The organism is Rhodanobacter sp. UC4451_H18 (assembly GCF_052978225.1).
Genome location: NZ_CM129663.1, coordinates 3,152,856 through 3,170,544 on the forward strand (window position 1 = coordinate 3,152,856; position 17,689 = coordinate 3,170,544).

General features: G+C 67.8%; 14 protein-coding genes. 7 read left to right on the forward strand and 7 right to left on the reverse strand.

Translation table 11 applies throughout. The features are described from left to right. Positions 1-9 precede the first annotated feature (9 nt). From ACVCMG_RS14060 to ACVCMG_RS14070, 3 genes are all read right to left on the reverse strand, one after another. Positions 10-1,176 (reverse strand): hypothetical protein, encoded by a 1,167-nt coding sequence (locus ACVCMG_RS14060; protein WP_395120055.1) that lies wholly within the window; start codon positions 1,174-1,176, stop codon positions 10-12. Between the two features lie 207 nt (positions 1,177-1,383). Continuing rightward, entirely contained in the window at positions 1,384-2,628 is a 1,245-nt protein-coding gene (locus tag ACVCMG_RS14065) for an MFS transporter (RefSeq protein WP_447114403.1), read from the reverse strand. Between the two features lie 343 nt (positions 2,629-2,971). After that, positions 2,972-5,185, reverse strand: a complete 2,214-nt coding sequence (locus tag ACVCMG_RS14070) for a hypothetical protein (RefSeq protein WP_447106638.1) — start codon at positions 5,183-5,185, stop codon at positions 2,972-2,974. A 445-nt stretch (positions 5,186-5,630) separates the two neighbouring features. Here ACVCMG_RS14070 and ACVCMG_RS14075 point away from each other — a divergent pair, with 445 nt between their 5' ends. Further along, on the forward strand, positions 5,631-6,392 hold the full coding sequence (locus tag ACVCMG_RS14075) for a class I SAM-dependent methyltransferase (protein WP_395120052.1): 762 nt from the start codon (positions 5,631-5,633) through the stop codon (positions 6,390-6,392). 353 nt (positions 6,393-6,745) lie between these two features. Here ACVCMG_RS14075 and ACVCMG_RS14080 read toward each other — a convergent pair whose 3' ends face one another. After that, positions 6,746-8,131 (reverse strand): cytochrome C, encoded by a 1,386-nt coding sequence (locus ACVCMG_RS14080; RefSeq protein ID WP_447106637.1) that lies wholly within the window; start codon positions 8,129-8,131, stop codon positions 6,746-6,748. Positions 8,132-8,557: 426 nt separating this feature from the next. Between ACVCMG_RS14080 and ACVCMG_RS14085 the strand changes: the two genes are divergently transcribed. The 5 genes from ACVCMG_RS14085 to ACVCMG_RS14105 all read left to right on the forward strand — a co-directional run bounded on the left by ACVCMG_RS14085 (position 8,558) and on the right by ACVCMG_RS14105 (position 13,124). Further along, positions 8,558-9,343, forward strand: coding sequence for an ABC transporter substrate-binding protein (locus tag ACVCMG_RS14085; protein ID WP_447114404.1), 786 nt, complete (start codon positions 8,558-8,560; stop codon positions 9,341-9,343). Between the two features lie 86 nt (positions 9,344-9,429). Continuing rightward, positions 9,430-10,776: a cell envelope integrity protein CreD gene (gene creD, locus ACVCMG_RS14090; RefSeq protein ID WP_395120047.1), complete on the forward strand. Its 1,347-nt coding sequence runs from the start codon at positions 9,430-9,432 to the stop codon at positions 10,774-10,776. Continuing rightward, positions 10,773-11,465, forward strand: coding sequence for a tRNA (adenosine(37)-N6)-threonylcarbamoyltransferase complex dimerization subunit type 1 TsaB (gene tsaB / locus ACVCMG_RS14095; protein ID WP_395120046.1), 693 nt, complete (start codon positions 10,773-10,775; stop codon positions 11,463-11,465). Before creD ends, tsaB begins: the two co-directional genes overlap by 4 nt. Before the next feature lie 225 nt (positions 11,466-11,690). After that, positions 11,691-12,458, forward strand: a complete 768-nt coding sequence (locus tag ACVCMG_RS14100) for a hypothetical protein (RefSeq protein WP_447114405.1) — start codon at positions 11,691-11,693, stop codon at positions 12,456-12,458. Positions 12,459-12,710: 252 nt separating this feature from the next. Continuing rightward, the gene (locus tag ACVCMG_RS14105) at positions 12,711-13,124 is read left to right on the forward strand and encodes a DoxX family protein (protein WP_395120044.1); all 414 of its coding nucleotides are present in this window, start codon (positions 12,711-12,713) and stop codon (positions 13,122-13,124) included. A gap of 111 nt (positions 13,125-13,235) precedes the next feature. On the opposite strand, the gene ACVCMG_RS14110 is transcribed toward ACVCMG_RS14105, so the two are convergent. Beyond that, on the reverse strand, positions 13,236-14,276 hold the full coding sequence (locus ACVCMG_RS14110) for a YeiH family protein (protein WP_447106635.1): 1,041 nt from the start codon (positions 14,274-14,276) through the stop codon (positions 13,236-13,238). Between the two features lie 86 nt (positions 14,277-14,362). Between ACVCMG_RS14110 and ACVCMG_RS14115 the strand changes: the two genes are divergently transcribed. Continuing rightward, positions 14,363-15,238: a LysR family transcriptional regulator gene (locus tag ACVCMG_RS14115; RefSeq protein ID WP_447106634.1), complete on the forward strand. Its 876-nt coding sequence runs from the start codon at positions 14,363-14,365 to the stop codon at positions 15,236-15,238. A gap of 73 nt (positions 15,239-15,311) precedes the next feature. On the opposite strand, the gene ACVCMG_RS14120 is transcribed toward ACVCMG_RS14115, so the two are convergent. Then, on the reverse strand, positions 15,312-17,315 hold the full coding sequence (locus ACVCMG_RS14120; RefSeq protein WP_447114406.1) for a hypothetical protein: 2,004 nt from the start codon (positions 17,313-17,315) through the stop codon (positions 15,312-15,314). Beyond that, complete coding sequence (locus ACVCMG_RS14125) at positions 17,308-17,652, reverse strand: hypothetical protein (protein WP_395120040.1); 345 nt, start codon at positions 17,650-17,652, stop codon at positions 17,308-17,310. Before ACVCMG_RS14125 ends, ACVCMG_RS14120 begins: the two co-directional genes overlap by 8 nt. Positions 17,653-17,689 lie beyond the last annotated feature (37 nt).

Genomic DNA, 17,689 nt, shown 5'->3' on the forward strand with positions numbered 1-17,689 from the left:
TGCGGCAACTCAGTCGATGTAATCCACCTGAACCCCGGTGCGCCGGCTGAACTGCGCGGCGTTGGTCTGGACGGCGTTGAGGTTGGCGCCGCATTCCCCGCGCGATATGTGCACGGCTCGCACTTGCGCCGGGACCATGCGTACCCGCCGGAAGATGTGTGCCTCGATCAGCAGGTGGTTCTCCGCGCTGTCGGGCCGCGGATTGCCGTTGTGTGCGGAGGCCAGCAAGTCGGCCACCAGGGCTTTGGCGTTGGCCAGGTGGGTCGCGCTGGGATTGGCCTGGTACTGCGATCGGGTCGCCAGCAGGATGGCGCCGCCGAACGTGTTGAAGCTCACCTGGTAAAGCTTGCCGCGATCGCCCTTCGCCTTGAAGCCGCTGCCGTTGGAGACCGGTGTGAAGGTGTCCATCGCAAAGTAGATCGCGTCCTTCTTGAAGCCGTCGTCCAGCTCGAACACGCTTTTGCCGTACTCGGTATTGGAGCCATGCACTCGGCGGCCGTAGTTCAGCGCCGCAAATACCTGGGAGTCCGCCGCCGCCCCGGGCGCACGCACATGGTTGGGGGAGTAATGCATGGTGGCCGGCGCCGTGGTGCCGCCCTGCTTCTTCACGTGCGGCAGCACCAGGCCGGCCGCGCCCACCTGGGTCTTGCCGTCGGCGAACTGGCCGTACAGCGCGTGACGGTCGGCCTTGGCCCGCACATGGGCCGGGTTTTTCGGGTCCTGGTTGGCGGTCAGCGCCGCATCGGTGGTATGCCGATCCCACATGGTGATGTATTCGTCGAAGCCGGGCCCCGTGCCGAACCAGCCGGTTGCGCTGAAATTGATCGTCAGCGGCGCCTGGTTGGCCAGGTTCTGCAACGGGGTCACCACGTTGGCCTTGAGCTCCTGGAGCAGGTCCGTTCCCAACCCGGCCTCGCTCTTGCCGCCAAGCACGCCGCCGACCTTGCGCACCAGGCCACCGGCGGACTTCACGCCGTTGCGCAGCACCAGCATCGTGCGCCAGCGATCCTTGATCTTCTTTGCCTTGCCGCCGAAAGCTTCGCCCCACAGATCCCAGTCGTCGATGAGCTGGAAGATGTCGGCGGCCAACGTATTCGCCGGCCAGTAGCTGTCCACCTGCGTGATTCGACCGCCCACAAAGGTTTGTGCCGCAGCACTGCGCCATTCTCCGCTCATGGAATTTCCCCGGGTCAAGTGACGAAACGGCCATCCCCGCGTGGCGCGGCCGGCCCCCCAATCAGCCCGGCGATGGTACGCCGATGCGAGTTCGGTGCGCACGCGACATGCGCTGCGCGGCCGTCCCGCGGAGCATCCGTCCGGCGGCGCTCGTTGAGCGTCCGGGTGCAGCTTCCATGAGCCGGGACCCCGCTGCTGGCGCGTCGCTCAGTGCGATGCCGGGCGATGCCTGTGCACCTGCCGCGCCACCGGCACCAGCGCCAGCAACGCCACCACGGCAAAACCGGCACCGGCGAGGAAGGTGGCGCGCGAGCCGAACGCGTCCCACAGCGCGCCGGCCACCACGCTGGCTGCCAGCAGGGCCAGCCCGCCGACCAGGTTGAACATGCCGTACGCCGTGCCGCGCAGATCGGCCGGCGCGGCGTCGGCAACCATCGCCGCCAGCAGGCCCTGGGTCATGCCCATGTGCAGTCCCCACAACGCCACGCCCAGCGCCAGCCCCGCCAACCCGCCGACGAAGGCCAGCGCGAGATCCGCCAACACCAGCACCAGCACGCCCAGCGCGAGCAGCGTGCCGTGGCCGAAACGATCGGCCAGCACGCCGACCGGATAGGACGAGAGCGCATACACCACGTTCAACACCACCAGCACCAGCGGGATCAGCACCAGCCCCAGGCCCAGCTCCTGCGCGCGCAGCACCAGGAAGGCCTCGCTGAAACGGGCCAGGGTGAACACCGCGGCGATCGTCACCACGCCCCAGTACAGCGGCGGCAGACGTGCCAGCTCGGTGCGCGACAACGGCGAACGCGCCCGCCTGCTTTCCCGGTCGCCCGGCGCATCGCGCACGCCGAACACCACCAGCGCGAACGCGGCAAAGCCCGGCACCACCGCGAACCAGAACACCAGCGGGATGTTGTCGGCGGTCAGCCACATCAACGCGATCGCCAGCCCCGGGCCGAGGAACGCGCCGGTGGTGTCGAGCGACTGGCGCAGACCGAACGAGGCGCCACGCAACTCGGCCGGTGCCAGGTCGGCGATCAGCGCATCGCGCGGCGCGCCACGAATACCCTTGCCGACACGATCCACGAAGCGCGCCGCGACCACCCAGCCGAGCGTGCTCGCCAGCGGAAAGACCGGCTTGGTGCACGCGGCCAGCCCGTAGCCGATCGCCACCAGCAGCTTGCGCCGGCCGAGCCAGTCCGACAGCGCGCCGGAGAACACCTTGGTGATCGCCGCGGTGGATTCGGCGATGCCCTCGATCACGCCGACCGCGAGCGCCGAGGCACCAAGCGCGCCGACCAGGTACACCGGCAGCAGCGCGTGGATCATCTCCGAGGAGGTGTCCATCAGCATGGAGACCATGCCCAGCGCCCAGATGCCGGCCGGAATCCGGCGCAGCGCGGACGGCGTCTTCGCCGCGGCGTGGCGGGGTGTTTCCGGCTGCAGGCTCATCGCGGCGCCTCCTGGGAACTCGCGGGCGGCTCAAGCCGCCCGACGCCCGGGCAGGGTATAGCCGAAAGCGTGGCCGTGCTTGCCAGGCCGAGGCTCGCGGTCCGCAGGCAAGGGTTTTCGTCTGCAGGGTGCAGCCGGGTCGCCTTCTATCCGGTATGGCCGGGAGAGGTTGTCGTCGCGTCGCGGCCGCGGCGCGAAATGGCAAAGCCGGCCCGAAGGATGGCGGGCCGGACGTGTGGAGCGAAAAGAAGGCTGCGCGCCAGGCGCTTGCCGATATCGCGCAAGCGCCTGGCGCGCAGCCCCGACGGCGGCATCCATGCCGTTGCCTCCATTTGGCCTGCCGTCAGCTGGTGATCTCCAGTGCGAACGAGGCCGTCTCCGCATAGTCGTAACCCTGGATGCGGCCGCTGCCGGTGAAGTGCTTGGCGTACACGTGCAGGGTCACGCTGAAGGTGCACTTGCTCAGCACGACGCTGGGCACCTGCGTGGTGTCGGTCAGCATGGTCTGGAACGTCTCGCTGCCGGAGGACACCGCGCCGCCGGTCTCGCCGACGTCGGTATGGTTGTTGCCGCCCGACGGTGCCGGGCCGAGCGCACCGCTGTTGCCGTTCAGGCCTCGCTGCCAGCCGATGCCGTAGTGCCACATGAACGAATTGCCGTCGCCGTTGCCGGCGTGCTCGACGCCGTGCAGGTGGTAGGCGCGGAAGCCGATGGCGAAGGTGCTCGCCGCCGGGCCCGTCATGAACTGGCACTGGCTGGTGTTGGCGACGCCGTTCTTGCGCAGGTCGACGATATCGCCGCCCACCGGCGTGTTGTCCACCCAGAACACGTGCGCCGCGTCGGCGAACGGCACCGGGTCGGTATCCACCGCGGACATCCAGCGGCGGAATTCGAACGGTTGCGCCGTGCCCGGCCCGCTTGCGCCGTTCGGCTTCACCCGGTTGCCGGCGGCATCGAACACTTCGATGACCAGCATGTACTTGCCGTCGGGGAACTGGCTTTGCGCCGTGTTCCAGCCCTGGTGGAACTGCCCGCTCAGGTAGCGGTGGTCGGGAGAGCTCCAGTACGGCACCTTGAACAGGTCGCTTTCCGCGCCGACGGTGGCCGGGCCCAGCAGTTCCGGTGCGCGCACCACGTCGCCGGGAATGTCCACCAGCTTGTCCCAGGTGACCGAGTCGTTCAGCACGATCGGCGCACCGACCGGCGTGCCGGCATCGCTCAGCGCAAACACCTTCAGGCGGTAGTACTTCACGAGCGGCTCCAGCTCCGGCGAGAACCACAGGCGCAGGCCCAGCCCGCCGCCCCACGGGCAGTCCGGCGCGTACGAGGTGGTGAAGGTGCCGTCGTCGGCATCCAGCGCGCCGACTTGCGACACCCCGGTCTGCACCGGGAAGTTGAAGTGGAAGCTGCCATAGCTGCCGACGTGCTCCAGCATCACGAACGGCAGGTTGCCGTTCGGCGGCGGCTCGCCCGGGCCGTCGGCGCAGACGCGCGCCTGCGGATCGTAGCTGTGGATGTCCGCCGTGCTGCCGGCGGCGAAATACTGGTGTGCGGCCAGCCCGTCGTAGACGACGTGCCAGGCGCCGTTGATCATCTGCCGCACGCGGTAGGCGTAGGTCGTGACGCAATGCTCGTGCGCCAGGTGGAACGGCGGGCGCAGGTAGCACAGGTCGAAACGGCCACCGGGCTGGATCATCGTCTCGCCGACCTTGCGCACCGAACAGTGGCAGAAGATCGGGTACAGGTACGGGCGCGCCAGCACGTACTCGCGCGCCGCATCTTCCGGCATCGCACGCAGCGCCAGGAAATCCTGGTGCAGGTTTTCCGGTGGCGTGGCGGCAAGATCGAACGCCGCCTTGCGCTGCTGGATGTCGCGCGCCGCGGCACGCAGCGAACGCGGGTCGAAGGGCGCCGGGTCCGGCCCGGGGATCGGGTCGGGGATCGGGTCCGGCAGCGGTATCGGCAGCACCGCGAGAATCTCGCGCAACCGGTCCAGCAGGTCCGGGATGCGGAACCAGCGGCAACAGCATTCGCGTTCGTAGACCTCCACGACGCCGTCGCACAGTGTCTCGCAACGCAGCGGGAAGCGCAGATGCGGGCGCAGCTCCGCGGTGATCGGCTTGATGCGCGCGACCTGGGCCAGCGCGTACATCGGCTGCAGACGGATATCGTCGAGCAGGTCCCAGAACCACGGCCGGCATTTGCTCACGGTGCCGCTGACGCACTGGAAACGGAAGTGGAAGCGGTTCCAGATATCCGGCCCCAGCACCAGTCCCTGCTTGCGCCACAGGTCGACCTGCTGCGCCACGCGGTAGCGCGCCAGGCTGTCCGTCGGCAGCGTCCTGTAATCCTCGACGTCCGGTCCGAACGCGATCGCGCTGGCCTCGCCCGGGTCCAGCCGCAACAGCTTGCCGTCGTAACTGCCCAGCTTCCTGATCGGGCGGCCGCTGACGTCCACCTTGTACGCCGCAAAGCGCGGCGGCTGCTGTCCATCATCGAGTCCGACAAAGGTGACTGTCAGATCCAGCGGTTTTTCCTTTTCATTGCGACTGGCCATCGTGATCTCCGTGAAGCCTTGGCTGAAGACAGGTGTGTGGTGGCGCCCGTCCCGCGGCATCGGTGCGATCGCGACGCGCGGAACGGCGATGGCCGGCATCGGATTCGCGATGCCGCCATGACGATGGATGAGCAAGCCGTGTGCCACGGCCTTGCATGCCGCGCGGGCGCGCCGCGCCTGCGCCGCGACGCCGCACGGCGCGGGCGCATGGGGCAGGGGTGACCCGGTTTCGATATGCGCTGGGTGGCGCGTTACCCGCGCGGTACGCGCGATGACTGCACGGGGTTGTGCCCCGCGGGTTCGGCTTCAGGCACGTCATCCACGCGCTGGAAACACAAACCGTCTACCCTTGGTTGCGCGTGCGCGAAGACGTGGCGCACGCGCTGGAGCAGCATGGATTTGCGAGGCGCCTGCCGAGGCCCATGCACGAACCCGGAAGAAACGCATGTCCGTTGAACGAGGTGATCACGTCGCCAACTGGTTCCAGGCCGGCGGACAGAACTACGCCAGATTCCGCCCGGAGTACCCTCCGGCGCTGGCCGCCTTCCTGGCGCAGGCCGCGCCCGACACCCGCCTTGCCGTCGATGTCGGCTGTGGCAGCGGCCAGTTGACGGCGCAGCTCGGTGCGCACTTCGACGCCGTGCTCGGCCTCGATCCCAGCGTCGACCAGATCGCACACGCGCCAGTCAGCGAACGCGTGCGGTATGCCCAGGCCGCCGCCGAACACCTGCCCGTGCCCGATCGCAGCGCGAGCCTGGTGACTGCCGCGCAAGCCGCCCATTGGTTCGACCTCGCCGCGTTCCATGCCGAGGTCCGGCGCATCGCCCGGCCCGGCGCCCTGCTGGCGTTGGTCAGTTACGGCGTGCCGAAACTGGACGAGGAGCTGGATGCGTGCTTCCTGCGCTTCTACCGCGAGGGCATCGGCCGCTTCTGGCCGCCGGAACGGCAGCTGGTCGACCGCGGCTACGCGGACCTCGACTTTCCATTCGCGGAGTTCCCGCCGCCCGCGATGGCGATACGGAAAACATGGTCGCTCGGCGAGCTCATGGGCTACATCGCGACCTGGTCGGCAGTGAAACATGCCGTGAAGGAAGGCCATGGTCAGCTGATCGAGCGTTTCTCGACGGAGCTGGCCGCGCGCTGGGGCGATCCGGAAACGCGACGGCCGGTGACCTGGCCCATCAACATGCGCACGGGGATCGTGTGAGCCTGTCGAAGGGGATGGAAACATCCAGCGGCTCCGGATGCGCCCGGAGCAGCGCGGGCATTGCCCGGCAGTTTTCCGTCACCGTCGCGGACATCACGTTCACCATCGCGGTTTCCGACATGGGCGTTCCCGCGTGCCTGCAGGAGCGCACCTTGTGCGTTGTGCGCGATGCTCTTGCTCGTGACACCCCAAGGCGAAGAGCGGTCGATCGTCTTCGGCGACCGAGTCATTTTTCTCTTGCGTGGCCAGGAGAACCGCAGCCAGAAGAGAAGGCCGCCCCGCTTGGCGCTTGCCGGCCTCCTGTCCGGCAAGTCCGTGAGCCGGGGCCGGGTTTTTCGCCAGGGCCGACCTGCTCAGATCGCCAGCCAGACGTAGCAGTAGAGCGTGTCGTTGTCCCTGGCGTTGCGCGCTGCGCCGTCGACGCCGTGCACGCGCCCGCTGAAACGGTTGAACCAGGTGTATTCCAGACCCAGCCGCACGTTGGCCCAGGGTTGATGCCACGAGCCGGACTGGCCGAACGGGCTGTAGTCGAACTCGACGCTTTCGCCCTGGGTGTTCGGCGAGCCGTCGTTGCCGTAGAGCGTGACGTCCCTGCTGCCGTTGTCGACGAACGACGCCAGGGTCACGCCGTAGGTGTGGCGGTACCAGTAGCTGCCCTTGAGGTTGAGCGACTGCAGCGTGTCGTGCAGATGGTTCGATCCGCCATCGCCGTAGGTGGCATCCAGGCGCTGGCTCTCGTGGACGTACAGCCCGTCGACGGTGACGACGTGGTCGCCATTGGCGTACATGTAGCTGGAATCCACGCCGAAGTCGCGGAACCGGTCGGTCGGCCCGGGCAGCGCGACCGCGTCGCCGACTGCGTTGGGGCCAGCCAGTCCGCGGCGCATGTCCAGCATGAACCCGCCGAGGGAGAGGCTGCCAGTGGGCAGGTTCCACGTGTAGGCCACCCGCGTGTATGGCGTGACCCCGCTCAGGCGGCCGTCGTAGCCGGCATTGACGTGCCGCAGGAACGCCGGCGACAGCGAGCGGTAGCCGCCAGCCTCCAGGTACCACGCGCCGTCCAGTTGCACGTAGGCGCTGGCGCCGATCACCTGACCGCCCAGGCCGCCGAACAACATCGGCTGAGCCGGGGCGCCGGGCGCCAGATCCGCCGACATGTACGGGTACATCCACGCCGGCGCGGTGTTGAACACGTCGCTGACGGTGGGGTTGTTGTTGACCGAGATGCCCCAGATGCCGCTGTGTTTGCCATGGCTGAACATGCGCGCATAGCGCCAGTCCACGTTGTCCCAGCCGAGCAGGCCGCCGTTCTCGGAGTAGGTCGCCTGCGCGAAGACGCCGGTGTGCTCGCTCAACCGCCCGGCCAGAAACACCGACGCCTGCTGCAGCTCGGTGTTGTCGTTGGTGCCGAAGCCCTTGGCTGGAGCTTCCGCCTGGGCTTTCTGCGTGTGCGTGAACGACTCCACCAGCATCGCCGAAAGCGGCACGTCGGTCTGCTCGCCGACCTTCATGGTGTAGCCCATCAGCTTGAACTGGCGCCCGAACTGGGTCAGCTCCGGCCCGAAGCCGCCCACATGGCAGGCTACGCACGGTTGCTGCGTCTGCCGCGCGTACGAGGGCACCGCCGATGCCGGGGTGGGTATCCCCAGCCATGCGAGCGCGATCAGCGCGATCCAGCGCGGTGGTCGGGCGAAGGCAGTGAACCGGCTCGCAATGAGGCTGTTCCGGCAAGCGTTCATGACATGCTCCCCACGATTCCAGTGTGATGGCTGGATACGGGGGCAGTCTTTGCCGATCGGATGCCCGCGATATTGACGTCCATCAAACGCCGGCGATACGTCTCTCGCGTGCAAGGCCGCAGGCGCTTGAGCGGCCCGCGGAATATCACCGGGCCATCACGGGCGCACCCGATCGGCGGCCACCGGCGCAAGAAAAACATGCAGGAAATTGCGAATCGCCACGCGGGGACAGCGGCGCAAGATTCGCCCGCAGCGCACGTTCGGGCGATCGCTTCCGGCCGATGGCGGCATGACCTGCAGCGTGCTGTCGATGGATTCATTCGCCTTCGGCCTGCCGGAAGCCAGCCCGGCCCGAGCAAGGCCGGCAGGCACGCCTTGGCTCGCACGCAGGCATTGCGCCACACTGCGGCAGTTCCCGAGGCCGGCATGCCGATGCGCATCTTCTCCCACACCTGCTCCAACACCGAGATCGTCTGCGCGCTGGGCTGCGCCGACCAGCTGGTTGGCGTGGATGCCGATTCCGATTACCCGCCCGACGTGGTGGCGCGGTTGCCCAGTACCGGGCGCGATCTGGATCTGGACGTGGAGGCGGTGCAGGCGCTGGAACCGGACCTGGTGCTGAGTTCGCTGACCGTGCCGGGGCACGAGCAGGTGGTCGCCGAGCTGCATGCGGCGGGGCTGGCCACTCTGGTGTGCGATCCGCAATCCCTGGATGACGTGTACGACGACATCCGGCGCATCGCCGCCGCGTTGGGCGTGGTCGAACGCGGCGCCTCGCTGGTGGCGTCGATGCGTGCGGCGATGCCGGCGGCGGAGGTGCCCGGCGCGCGTCCGCGCGTGCTGGTGGAATGGTGGCCCAAGCCGGTGATCGCGGTGGCCCGGCAGTCGTGGGTGAACGACATCATCCACCTTGCCGGCGGCATCAACCCGTGGGGCGAGGTGGATGCCCGCAGCGTGCCGCTGCACTATGCCGACGCGGCGGCCGCGCGCCCCGACATCGTGGTGATGAGCTGGTGCGGCGTGAAGGTGGAGAACTACCGCGCCGACAAGGTGCGCGGGCGCCCGGACTGGGCCGAGGTGCCGGCAGTGCAGCACGACCGCATCCATGCGATCAGCGAGGCCTGCCTTGGCCGACCCGGTCCACGGCTGGTCGAGGGCTATCGGCAGTTGCGCGCCGCCATCGTGGCTGCCGGCTCCCCCGCGATGCCATGACTCGGCCCGCATCCCGCCCGCCGTCGCCCGCTGCAAGGCCGCCCGCACTGGTGTGATCGACGCTCCGCCAACGGGGAGCGAATGCGATGGGCAAGTGGACACAGACAGTGACCGCCAAGGTGCTGGGGGTCGGGTTGCTGGCGTTGCTGATGACGATACCGCTGCTGCAAGTGCGTGGCCTGGTCAGTGAGCGCCAGCAGCTGCGCACGACGGCGATCACGCAGATCGCGCAGGGTTGGGGCGGCAAGCAGGTGCTGGGCGGGCCGCTGCTGGTGGTGCCGACGCTGCGCGAGGTGACGCCGGCGGGTGCAACCACGCCGCAGTGGCAGGCCGGCAGCGAAAGCATCCTGGCCGACACGCTGGCGATGGACGTGGCGATGAGCGTGGACACACGCAGCTACGGCATCTACAGCGCGCCGGTGTACGTGGCCACGGTGAAGCTGGCTGCGCAGTTCCGCGCGCAGGATCTGGCCCAGTTCCGCCGCGCCAGCGATGCGCCGTGGCGGGCCGGCAAGGCCGAGCTGCGGTTGGCGCTGGCCGACCTGCGCGGCCTGCAGGAAGTGAGCGAGCTGCGCATCAACGGCCAGCCGGCACGCTTCGAATCCTCCGCCGAGCGGCTCGGCCCGTGGCCGAACGTGGTGGTGCCGATCGACCTGGATGCGCTGGGCGCCCAGCCGGTCGACGTGCAGATCACCTTGAAGCTCGCCGGCACCGAGGCGTTGCAATGGCTGCCGCTGGCGCGCAGCACCGACGTCAAGATGCACGCGCCGTGGAACGATCCCAGCTTCATCGGCGCGGCGCTGCCGCTGGAACACAGGATCGACGCCACCGGATTCAGCGCACGCTGGCATCTGCTCGATCTCAACCGCAGCTACGGCCAGCACTGGACCGATCGCGAGCACATCGACGCCGCGCTGGCGTCGTCGAGCTTCGGCGTGCAGCTGTACCAGCCGGTCGACGTGTACCAGCGCAACGTGCGCGCGGGGAAATACGGGCTGCTGTTCATCGCGATGACCTTCGTGGCGTTCTTCCTGTTCGAGGTGCTCAAGCGGCTGCGCGTGCATCCGGTGCAATACCTGCTGGTCGGCGCGGCGCTGGCCACGTTCTACGTGGTGCTGCTGGCGTTGTCCGAACAGGTCGGGTTCGGTCCGGCCTATGCGCTGGCCGCCGCCGCGGTGGTGCTGCTGGTGGGCGGCTATGCGATGGCGGTGCTGCGCGCGCGGCGTGCCGGCGCATTGCTCGGCGGCGTGCTCGGCCTGATCTACGCGATGCTGTACGGGTTGATCGCCGCCGAGCAATACGCGCTGCTGGTCGGCGCGCTGGTGTTGCTGGCGGTGGTCGGCCTGATGATGTTCCTGACCCGGCGCATCGACTGGTATGCCTGCGGCCCCGCGTCGGGCGAGTCGCCAGCCGCTATCATGGAGCGATCATGAACCTGCTTGCGATCGAAACCGCCACCGAAGCCTGCTCCGTCGCCCTGATCCACGGCGAAGAACTGATCGCCCGCAGCGAAATCGCGCCGCGCCGGCACACCGAGCTGGTGCTGCCGATGGCCGACGCGCTGCTGGCCGAAGCCGGCATCGGCCGCCACGCGCTCGACGCGATCGCGGTGGGCCGCGGCCCCGGCGCGTTCACCGGCGTGCGCCTGGGCGTGTCGCTGGCGCAGGGCATGGCGTTGGCGCTGGACTTGCCGGTAGTCACCATTTCCTCGCTGGCCGCGCTGGCGCTGGAGGCACCGGAAGAAGCGGGCACCGCGATCCTCGCCGTGATCGACGCGCGCATGGGCGAGATCTACGCCGCCAGCTATCGCCGCGACGACAACGGCGGCCTGCTGGCGCTGGACGAGGAGCGCATCTGCACCGCCGAGACCCTGGAGCTGCCCGTGGCCGCCGCCTGGCAGGTGGTCGGCAGCGGTTGGGCCACGTATGCGCCGACGATCAGCCAGCGCCTCAGCGGTGCGCTGCATTCGGCCGATGGCCTGCGCTATCCGCAGGCCGCGCATGTTGCCGAACTGGCGCTGCGCGAGTTCCGCGCCGGTCACCTGCTGGCGCCGGAGCAGGCCTTGCCGGTGTACCTGCGCGACAAGGTGGCGTTGACCCTGGCGGAGCAGGGGCGGGCCTGAGGCTCCCGCGGCGAGCACCCGCGGTCGCGCGGTCATCGTCGCGTAGCATGTTCCGCGCCAGCAGCGCCCGGCGAGACCCCCGTTTCCCGGAATTTATTTTCTGCCGAGGGCCCGCCGGCGGCCGGATGGCGCGCGCATACTCGCGCGGTTGGGCCGCTGCCACATGCGTGGCGGCGGTGACCCGACACCATGCGGGCAGGGTCTTCGACCCTGCGGGGAGGACTCATGAAAGGCATTGCACTGAGTGTGTTGTCTGCGGGTTTGCTGTTGGCAATGGGCGGCGCAGCCGCGGCCGACGCGCCCGCGAAGGTCTCGCGCATCTACACCGACACCGTGGCACCGGCTAGCCAGCAGGCTTATCTCGCCGGCATCAAGAGCTACAACAAGTGCCTGAGCGAGCATGGCTTCAAATACGCCTGGACGGCACTGACCCATGAAACCGGCGATGTCTACGCCTATTCGTACGTCTCCGACCCCGTCAGCTGGGCGGATTTCGACGCGATGCGCACGCAGGGCAAAGCCTGCGACGCGACGTTCCAGCAGCAGGTGAACCCGCACCTCAAGAGCGAGTCCAGTGCGTTCATCCAGGAGGAGGCCGAGATGAGCCACACGACACCGAAAGGGATGTCGGGCGACCTCATGGAGATCACCTACTTCAAGCTCAAGCACGGCTACATGCACGACAAGACATTCGTCGACATGGCGAAGAAGATCGCCGCGGCGGCGGCGAAATCGAAATGGGCCTACCCCTACCGTTTCGTGCGGGTCATCGACGGCGGCGCAGATGCGCCCGACTTCATGGTGGTGAGCTATGCGCCCAGCTGGGCCGAATTTGGCGCCGACGCCAACCCCAGCCTGTGGAAGATGGTCGAAGGCGTCTACGGCAAGGATGCGACAACGGACCTCCGCAAGACGCTCAGTGAGGTGACCGAGATGAACGCGTCGCACATCGACCGGCGCGACGCGGAGCTGACCTACACCCCCGCCCATTGATTGCCCGCATGAAGCCCGCGACCGCTTCCCCCGCGTGCGGGGGAAGCGGCCCGGAAGACCGGGCGCCACGGCGCCACGCATGGTCGTCCCGGCACCCTGTACACCTCGATCGAATGGCGTAGGATGACCGCGAGGGGCCTCGCCGGGCATCGCGTGGATGGCGTCCACGCATGCGCCACGGTGCGGCGGCGAGCCTGGTCCGCAGCGCGAAGGTGCGCTGCGCTGATGACGCCGACGGCGAGGGAGGAAACCATGCGCTACGACCTGTTCGCGAATCGCAAAGACGAGCTGATCCTGCTGGCCCGCATCCTGCTCATGGTGCTGTTCGTGAAGTTCGGGCTGGACAAGCTCACCGGCTTCACCGCCACCGTCACCTACATGACCTCCACCGGCATGCCGTTACCGGGGCTGCTGACCCTGATCGCGGTGCTGATGGAGTTCGTCGTGGGCATCCTGATCGTGCTCGGCTTCTACACCCGGCCGCTGGCACTCGCGCTCGCCCTCTACACCCTTGCCGCGGCGCTGATCGGCCACCGCTACTGGAACATGGAAGGCATGGCCCACTACCTGAGCATGATCAGCTTCTACAAGAACATCAGCATCGTCGGCGGCCTGATCCTGCTGAGCATCACCGGGCCGGGCAAGTACTCGCTGGACAAGCGCTGAGCCCGGTTCCTCAAGCTAAAGGGTGGCCTCGACCTGCAACGCCGCCGGCCGCCCGCGGGACCGTAGGAGCCCGCCCGCGGGTGATGCTTTTCAGCGAATCCCGAAAAACCGCTAGAGCCGCCCGATCAGCAACTGCACCAGCAGACTGCTGACCGCCACCGCGATCCACACGCCCAGCCCCAGCAGGATCGGCCGCGCGCCGCTGGAAACCATCTTGCGCAGGTTGGCGGAGAGCCCGATCGCGGTGAGCGCCACGATGATCATGAACTCGGCCAGCATGTGCAGCGCCGGCTGGATCGCGACCGGCACCAGGCCCAGCGTGCGGACGCCCGAAGCCACCACGAACCACAGGATGAACCACGGGAAGATGCGCGCGAGGCTGAAGCCGCCTGCGTCGCCGGCCTGCGCGTGCTGGCGCTTCTCGCGGGCCGCCACCACGAAGGCCAGCACCAGGCAGATCGGGATGATCAGCGTGGCGCGGGTCAGCTTGACGATGGTGGCGTAGTCGCCGGCGGCATGGCTGTAGCTGTAGCCGGCGGCCACCACCGACGAGGTGTCGTTGATCGCGGTGCCGGCCCACAGGCCGAAACCGAGATCCGACAGGTTCAGCAGGTGGCCGAGCAGCGGAAACAGCAGCACCGCGATGACGTTGAACAGGAAGATGGTGGAGATCGCGAACGCGGTGTCATGGTCGTCCGGCTTGATGATCGGCGTCACTGCGGCGATCGCCGAGCCGCCGCAGATCGCCGTGCCCACGCCGATCAGGATCTTCAGCTTGTCGTGCACGCCCAGCCAGCGCCCCAGCAGCCACGCGCTGAGAAACGCCACGCTCATCGTGATCAGGGTCACCCACAGCGACTCCAGCCCGGTCTTCGCCACCTGGGTCAGGCTCAGTCCGAAGCCCAGCGCGATGATCGACCACTGCAGCACCTGCTTGCCGCCGAACTGGATGCCCGGCGTGAAGCGCGCATCCGGCGCGAACACGTTGCGCACGATGATGCCCAGCACGATGCCGAACACCGGCCCGCCGATGAGCGGCACCCAGCGCCCCAGCAGCAGCGCCAGCACGCCGATCGCCACGGCCAGCGCTAGGCCGGGTGCGCGGTTGCGCAGGGAGGGTTTGGGGGCGGCAGCGATCGGGGAGGCGTTCATGGGGACTCCGCAGGAAGCCGCCATTGTCGGGTGGGCCAGCCATCAATAGAACTTTGAACTTCTGATTACGTGTATAAGATGCCTTGATGACCAACATCAGCCCGCGCCAACTGGATGTGTTCGTGCAGGTCGCAGTGCTCGGCAGCGTGCGCGCGGCGGCCGAACGCCTGCACCTGACCCAGCCCGCCGCCAGCATGGCGCTGGCCGAAATGGAGCGCCAACTCGATACACCGGTGTTCGACCGCCAGCGTGGCCGGTTGCATCTCAACGCGCGCGGGCGCGAATTGCTGCCGCTGGCGCAGGAGCTGCTCGAGCGCCACGCCGAGTTCGGCCGCCGCGCGCGCGTCGAGGGCGCCGCGCTGGCTGGCGAGCTGCGCATCGGCGCCAGCAACACGGTGGGCAACTATCGCGTCGGCGAATTGCTGGGCGCCTTCGTGCGCGCTAACCCGCAGGTGGCGATCCGCCTGCGCGTGGCCAACACCGAGACGATTGCCGCCGCCATGCTCGACCACGGCCTGGACATCGGTTGCGTCGAAGGCCCGGTGACCCACCCGCAACTAGAAGTGCGGTCGTGGTGCGACGACCTGCTGGTGGTCTGCGCGCCGCCGGAACATCCGCTGGCACGCAAGCGCAGCCTGAAACCTGCCGACTTCGCTGGCGCGCGCTGGGTGCTGCGCGAACCCGGCTCGGCCACCCGCGCCACCAGCGAACGCGTGCTCTCGCAACTTCCTCCCGGCGAAACGGTGCTGGAACTCGACCAGATCGAGGCGATCAAGCAGGTCGTGGTCGCCGGCCTCGGCATCGCCTGCCTCCCCGCCGTGGCCATCACCGACGCCGTCGCCGCCGGCCACCTCAAGGCCCTGCGCACGCCTTTCCTCGACCTGCGCCGCAAACTCTCCCTGCTGCTGCATCGGCAGAAATACCGCGGCGCGCTGCTGGATGCGTTCCTGGCGAAGCTGTAGGGCGGGCACGGCCCGCGAAAAAAGGGGACGGAAAAAGGGAGCGTGAGGAAGTGCGGGTGCATGGGTTCCCTCCTCATCGCTGCATGGCCACTGCCTGCTGCGCCTGCACCTCCCGTCCCGCCTGCTGCGCAAGTTGCTGGTTGAGTTGTTGCCCCGCCGCCAGCCACGCCTGCCCTTGTTCCGACTGCAGGTATTGCTGGCCGATCGAACGCATGGCGTCGATGTCCATCGTGCGCGCGGCCGCGACCAGCGCATCGAACATGGCGCGATCGGAACTTGCCGGCGTGATCGGCGGCGCCGTGCGTGTGGATGCGGATGTCAGGTCGGGAGACGTTGGCACGGATTCGGGCGGAGCTGGATGATGATCGGGTCCGATGGCGCCGCGCTCGATCGGCGCATGCAGCTGCGTCGCCCGCCACTCTTCGTACTTCTGCGCGATCAACTGTCTGCCGTAGTCCGCATGCGCGCGAACGGCCGACTGTTGCAGCTGGCTGAGTCGCGACAGCTCCTCGCCGCTCGCCCCGTGCGTCTCGTGGATCACCACCCTGCCGATCAGCCGCGTTTCCTCCCTGCTGAAATGCCCGTGGCCGTCGGCGTTCCAGGCGTGCCCGGTCTGCGGGTCGGTGATGTGCTGCTCGCTGGCCAGCCCGAGAGCCTGGGTAACAACCTCGGGCAGAGGACCGGTCTCGCTCCAGCCCTTGCCGTAGTAATCCATCACGTAGGCGTTGGCCACGGCCTCGGCGTAGTGCGTGTTGTTGAATTCCCGGTTGGCGGCGAGCTGGTCCAGCGCCTTGGCGGTCTGCGCATCGGCAGGCCGGTCCACCGTCGTGAAAGCAGGAATGCCGAAGCTGTTGTTGGGCAGGCCGGGGAGTTCCACCGTCTGCGCCCAACCGGTGCGCGTGGCGTGCCAGCGGATGCCATCCAGCTCGATCAGCCGCGTGTCCTGCGTGGCCGGATTGGCCAGCGCCAGCGAGGTGATCGCGGTCATGCGCTGGTAGTCCAGTTGCGCCACCTGCTCGGCCGGTGCCGTCGTCACCGCCGCCTGCATCGATGGGGCGCCGTAAGGGTTCGGCACCGCAGAGCCATCGGGATCGAGCTGATAGTGCGTGTGCTTCCAGACACCGCCTTCGTACATGTAGGTGACGCCGTCGGCGCCGGTCTGATGATTGACCTTGTGCTCGGTGATCGTCACGGCAAGCCGGTCGCCTTCAAATGCCCCCACCACGCTGCCGACCACGCCAGTGACGAGCGCGCCGGGGCCAGTTTCCGCGCCCGCCACAAATCCATAGGCGGCACCCGCTCCGATCCCTCCGGTCGCGCCACCCGCCGTGCGCCCTTCATAGCGGCGAAGCAACGCGTCGGCGCCGAACGGGTTGCTCTGTGCGCTTAGCGTCTGGTATTGCTTGGCGGTGGTGTAGGCGTCGAGGGCCATGAGGATCGTGGCAGCGCCTGTGCCTAGCCCTTTCACCGCCAGACCCACCCTGCGCTCGGCTCGGAGCGCGAGACTGTCGTCGATGCTCTTGAGATAGGTTGGTGGTTCGTACAGCTTGCGGTTGGGAACCAGCACCTGCTCGCCGCCACCGGCCTTGTTCACCAGACCACGCAGCTCGGAGGTTGGAGCCACCCGGTGAATGAATATTTCCGTGGGTGCCAGCGGTCGCATCACCATGATGTCGTACCGCGGAGCCTCGCTCTTGATCGGCAATCCGAAGTAGTTGGAAAGACTTTTGCCCGAGGCCAAGGCATCTTCGAACACCGACTGCCGGACAAAGAACGGCGAGAAGGATGGGACTTGCTGGCCGACGGGAACAATCTTGAGCAGCGGCTCTGCGCTGAGTTCCATGCGAGGGACCTCGATGCCGGAGCCGATTTGTTGAATCGCGCGATCAACGATTGTGGACGCCGTGGCACCGGGGTCCGCTTCGATCAGCCTTTGCCTGAATATGGTGCCTTCCGGAGAGCGGAGAAACTCCATTGCCGCCTTTCTGGATACCCCGTGCGTCTCAAACGTCTTCGCTTCGGAGATGTCGGCGGCGTTGCGTGCCCTCAAGTCTGTCGATACCAAGCCATCACTCATGAGCGTTCCGCGCATCAATGATGGCTTGGGTGTCGGCAATCAGTTGTTCTTCCTCCGGGCTGCGCCCTCCCCGTAGTTCGGCTGCAAACGCGTAGTAGGCGTCGTCAACGCTGGGGCTTCCATACTGGGTGTACATGCCTTCGGCAAAACTTCGGCCGCAAGGGATGAGTGCTTCTTCGAAGGGCACCCTCACCATGCCTGCCTTGGCCTGCTCGATGAGTGGCGATAAGGCCCGCAAGAGGCCTCTCACCTCTGTGCTGTCCGGGTACCGTTCCAGCACCCGCTCCAAGTGCTCGGCTGCAGCCTTGAGCTTGGCGGGGTCGATGGTCTTTGTCATGAATGGGCTTCCTGTGCCATGAAAACACGGCCAGACC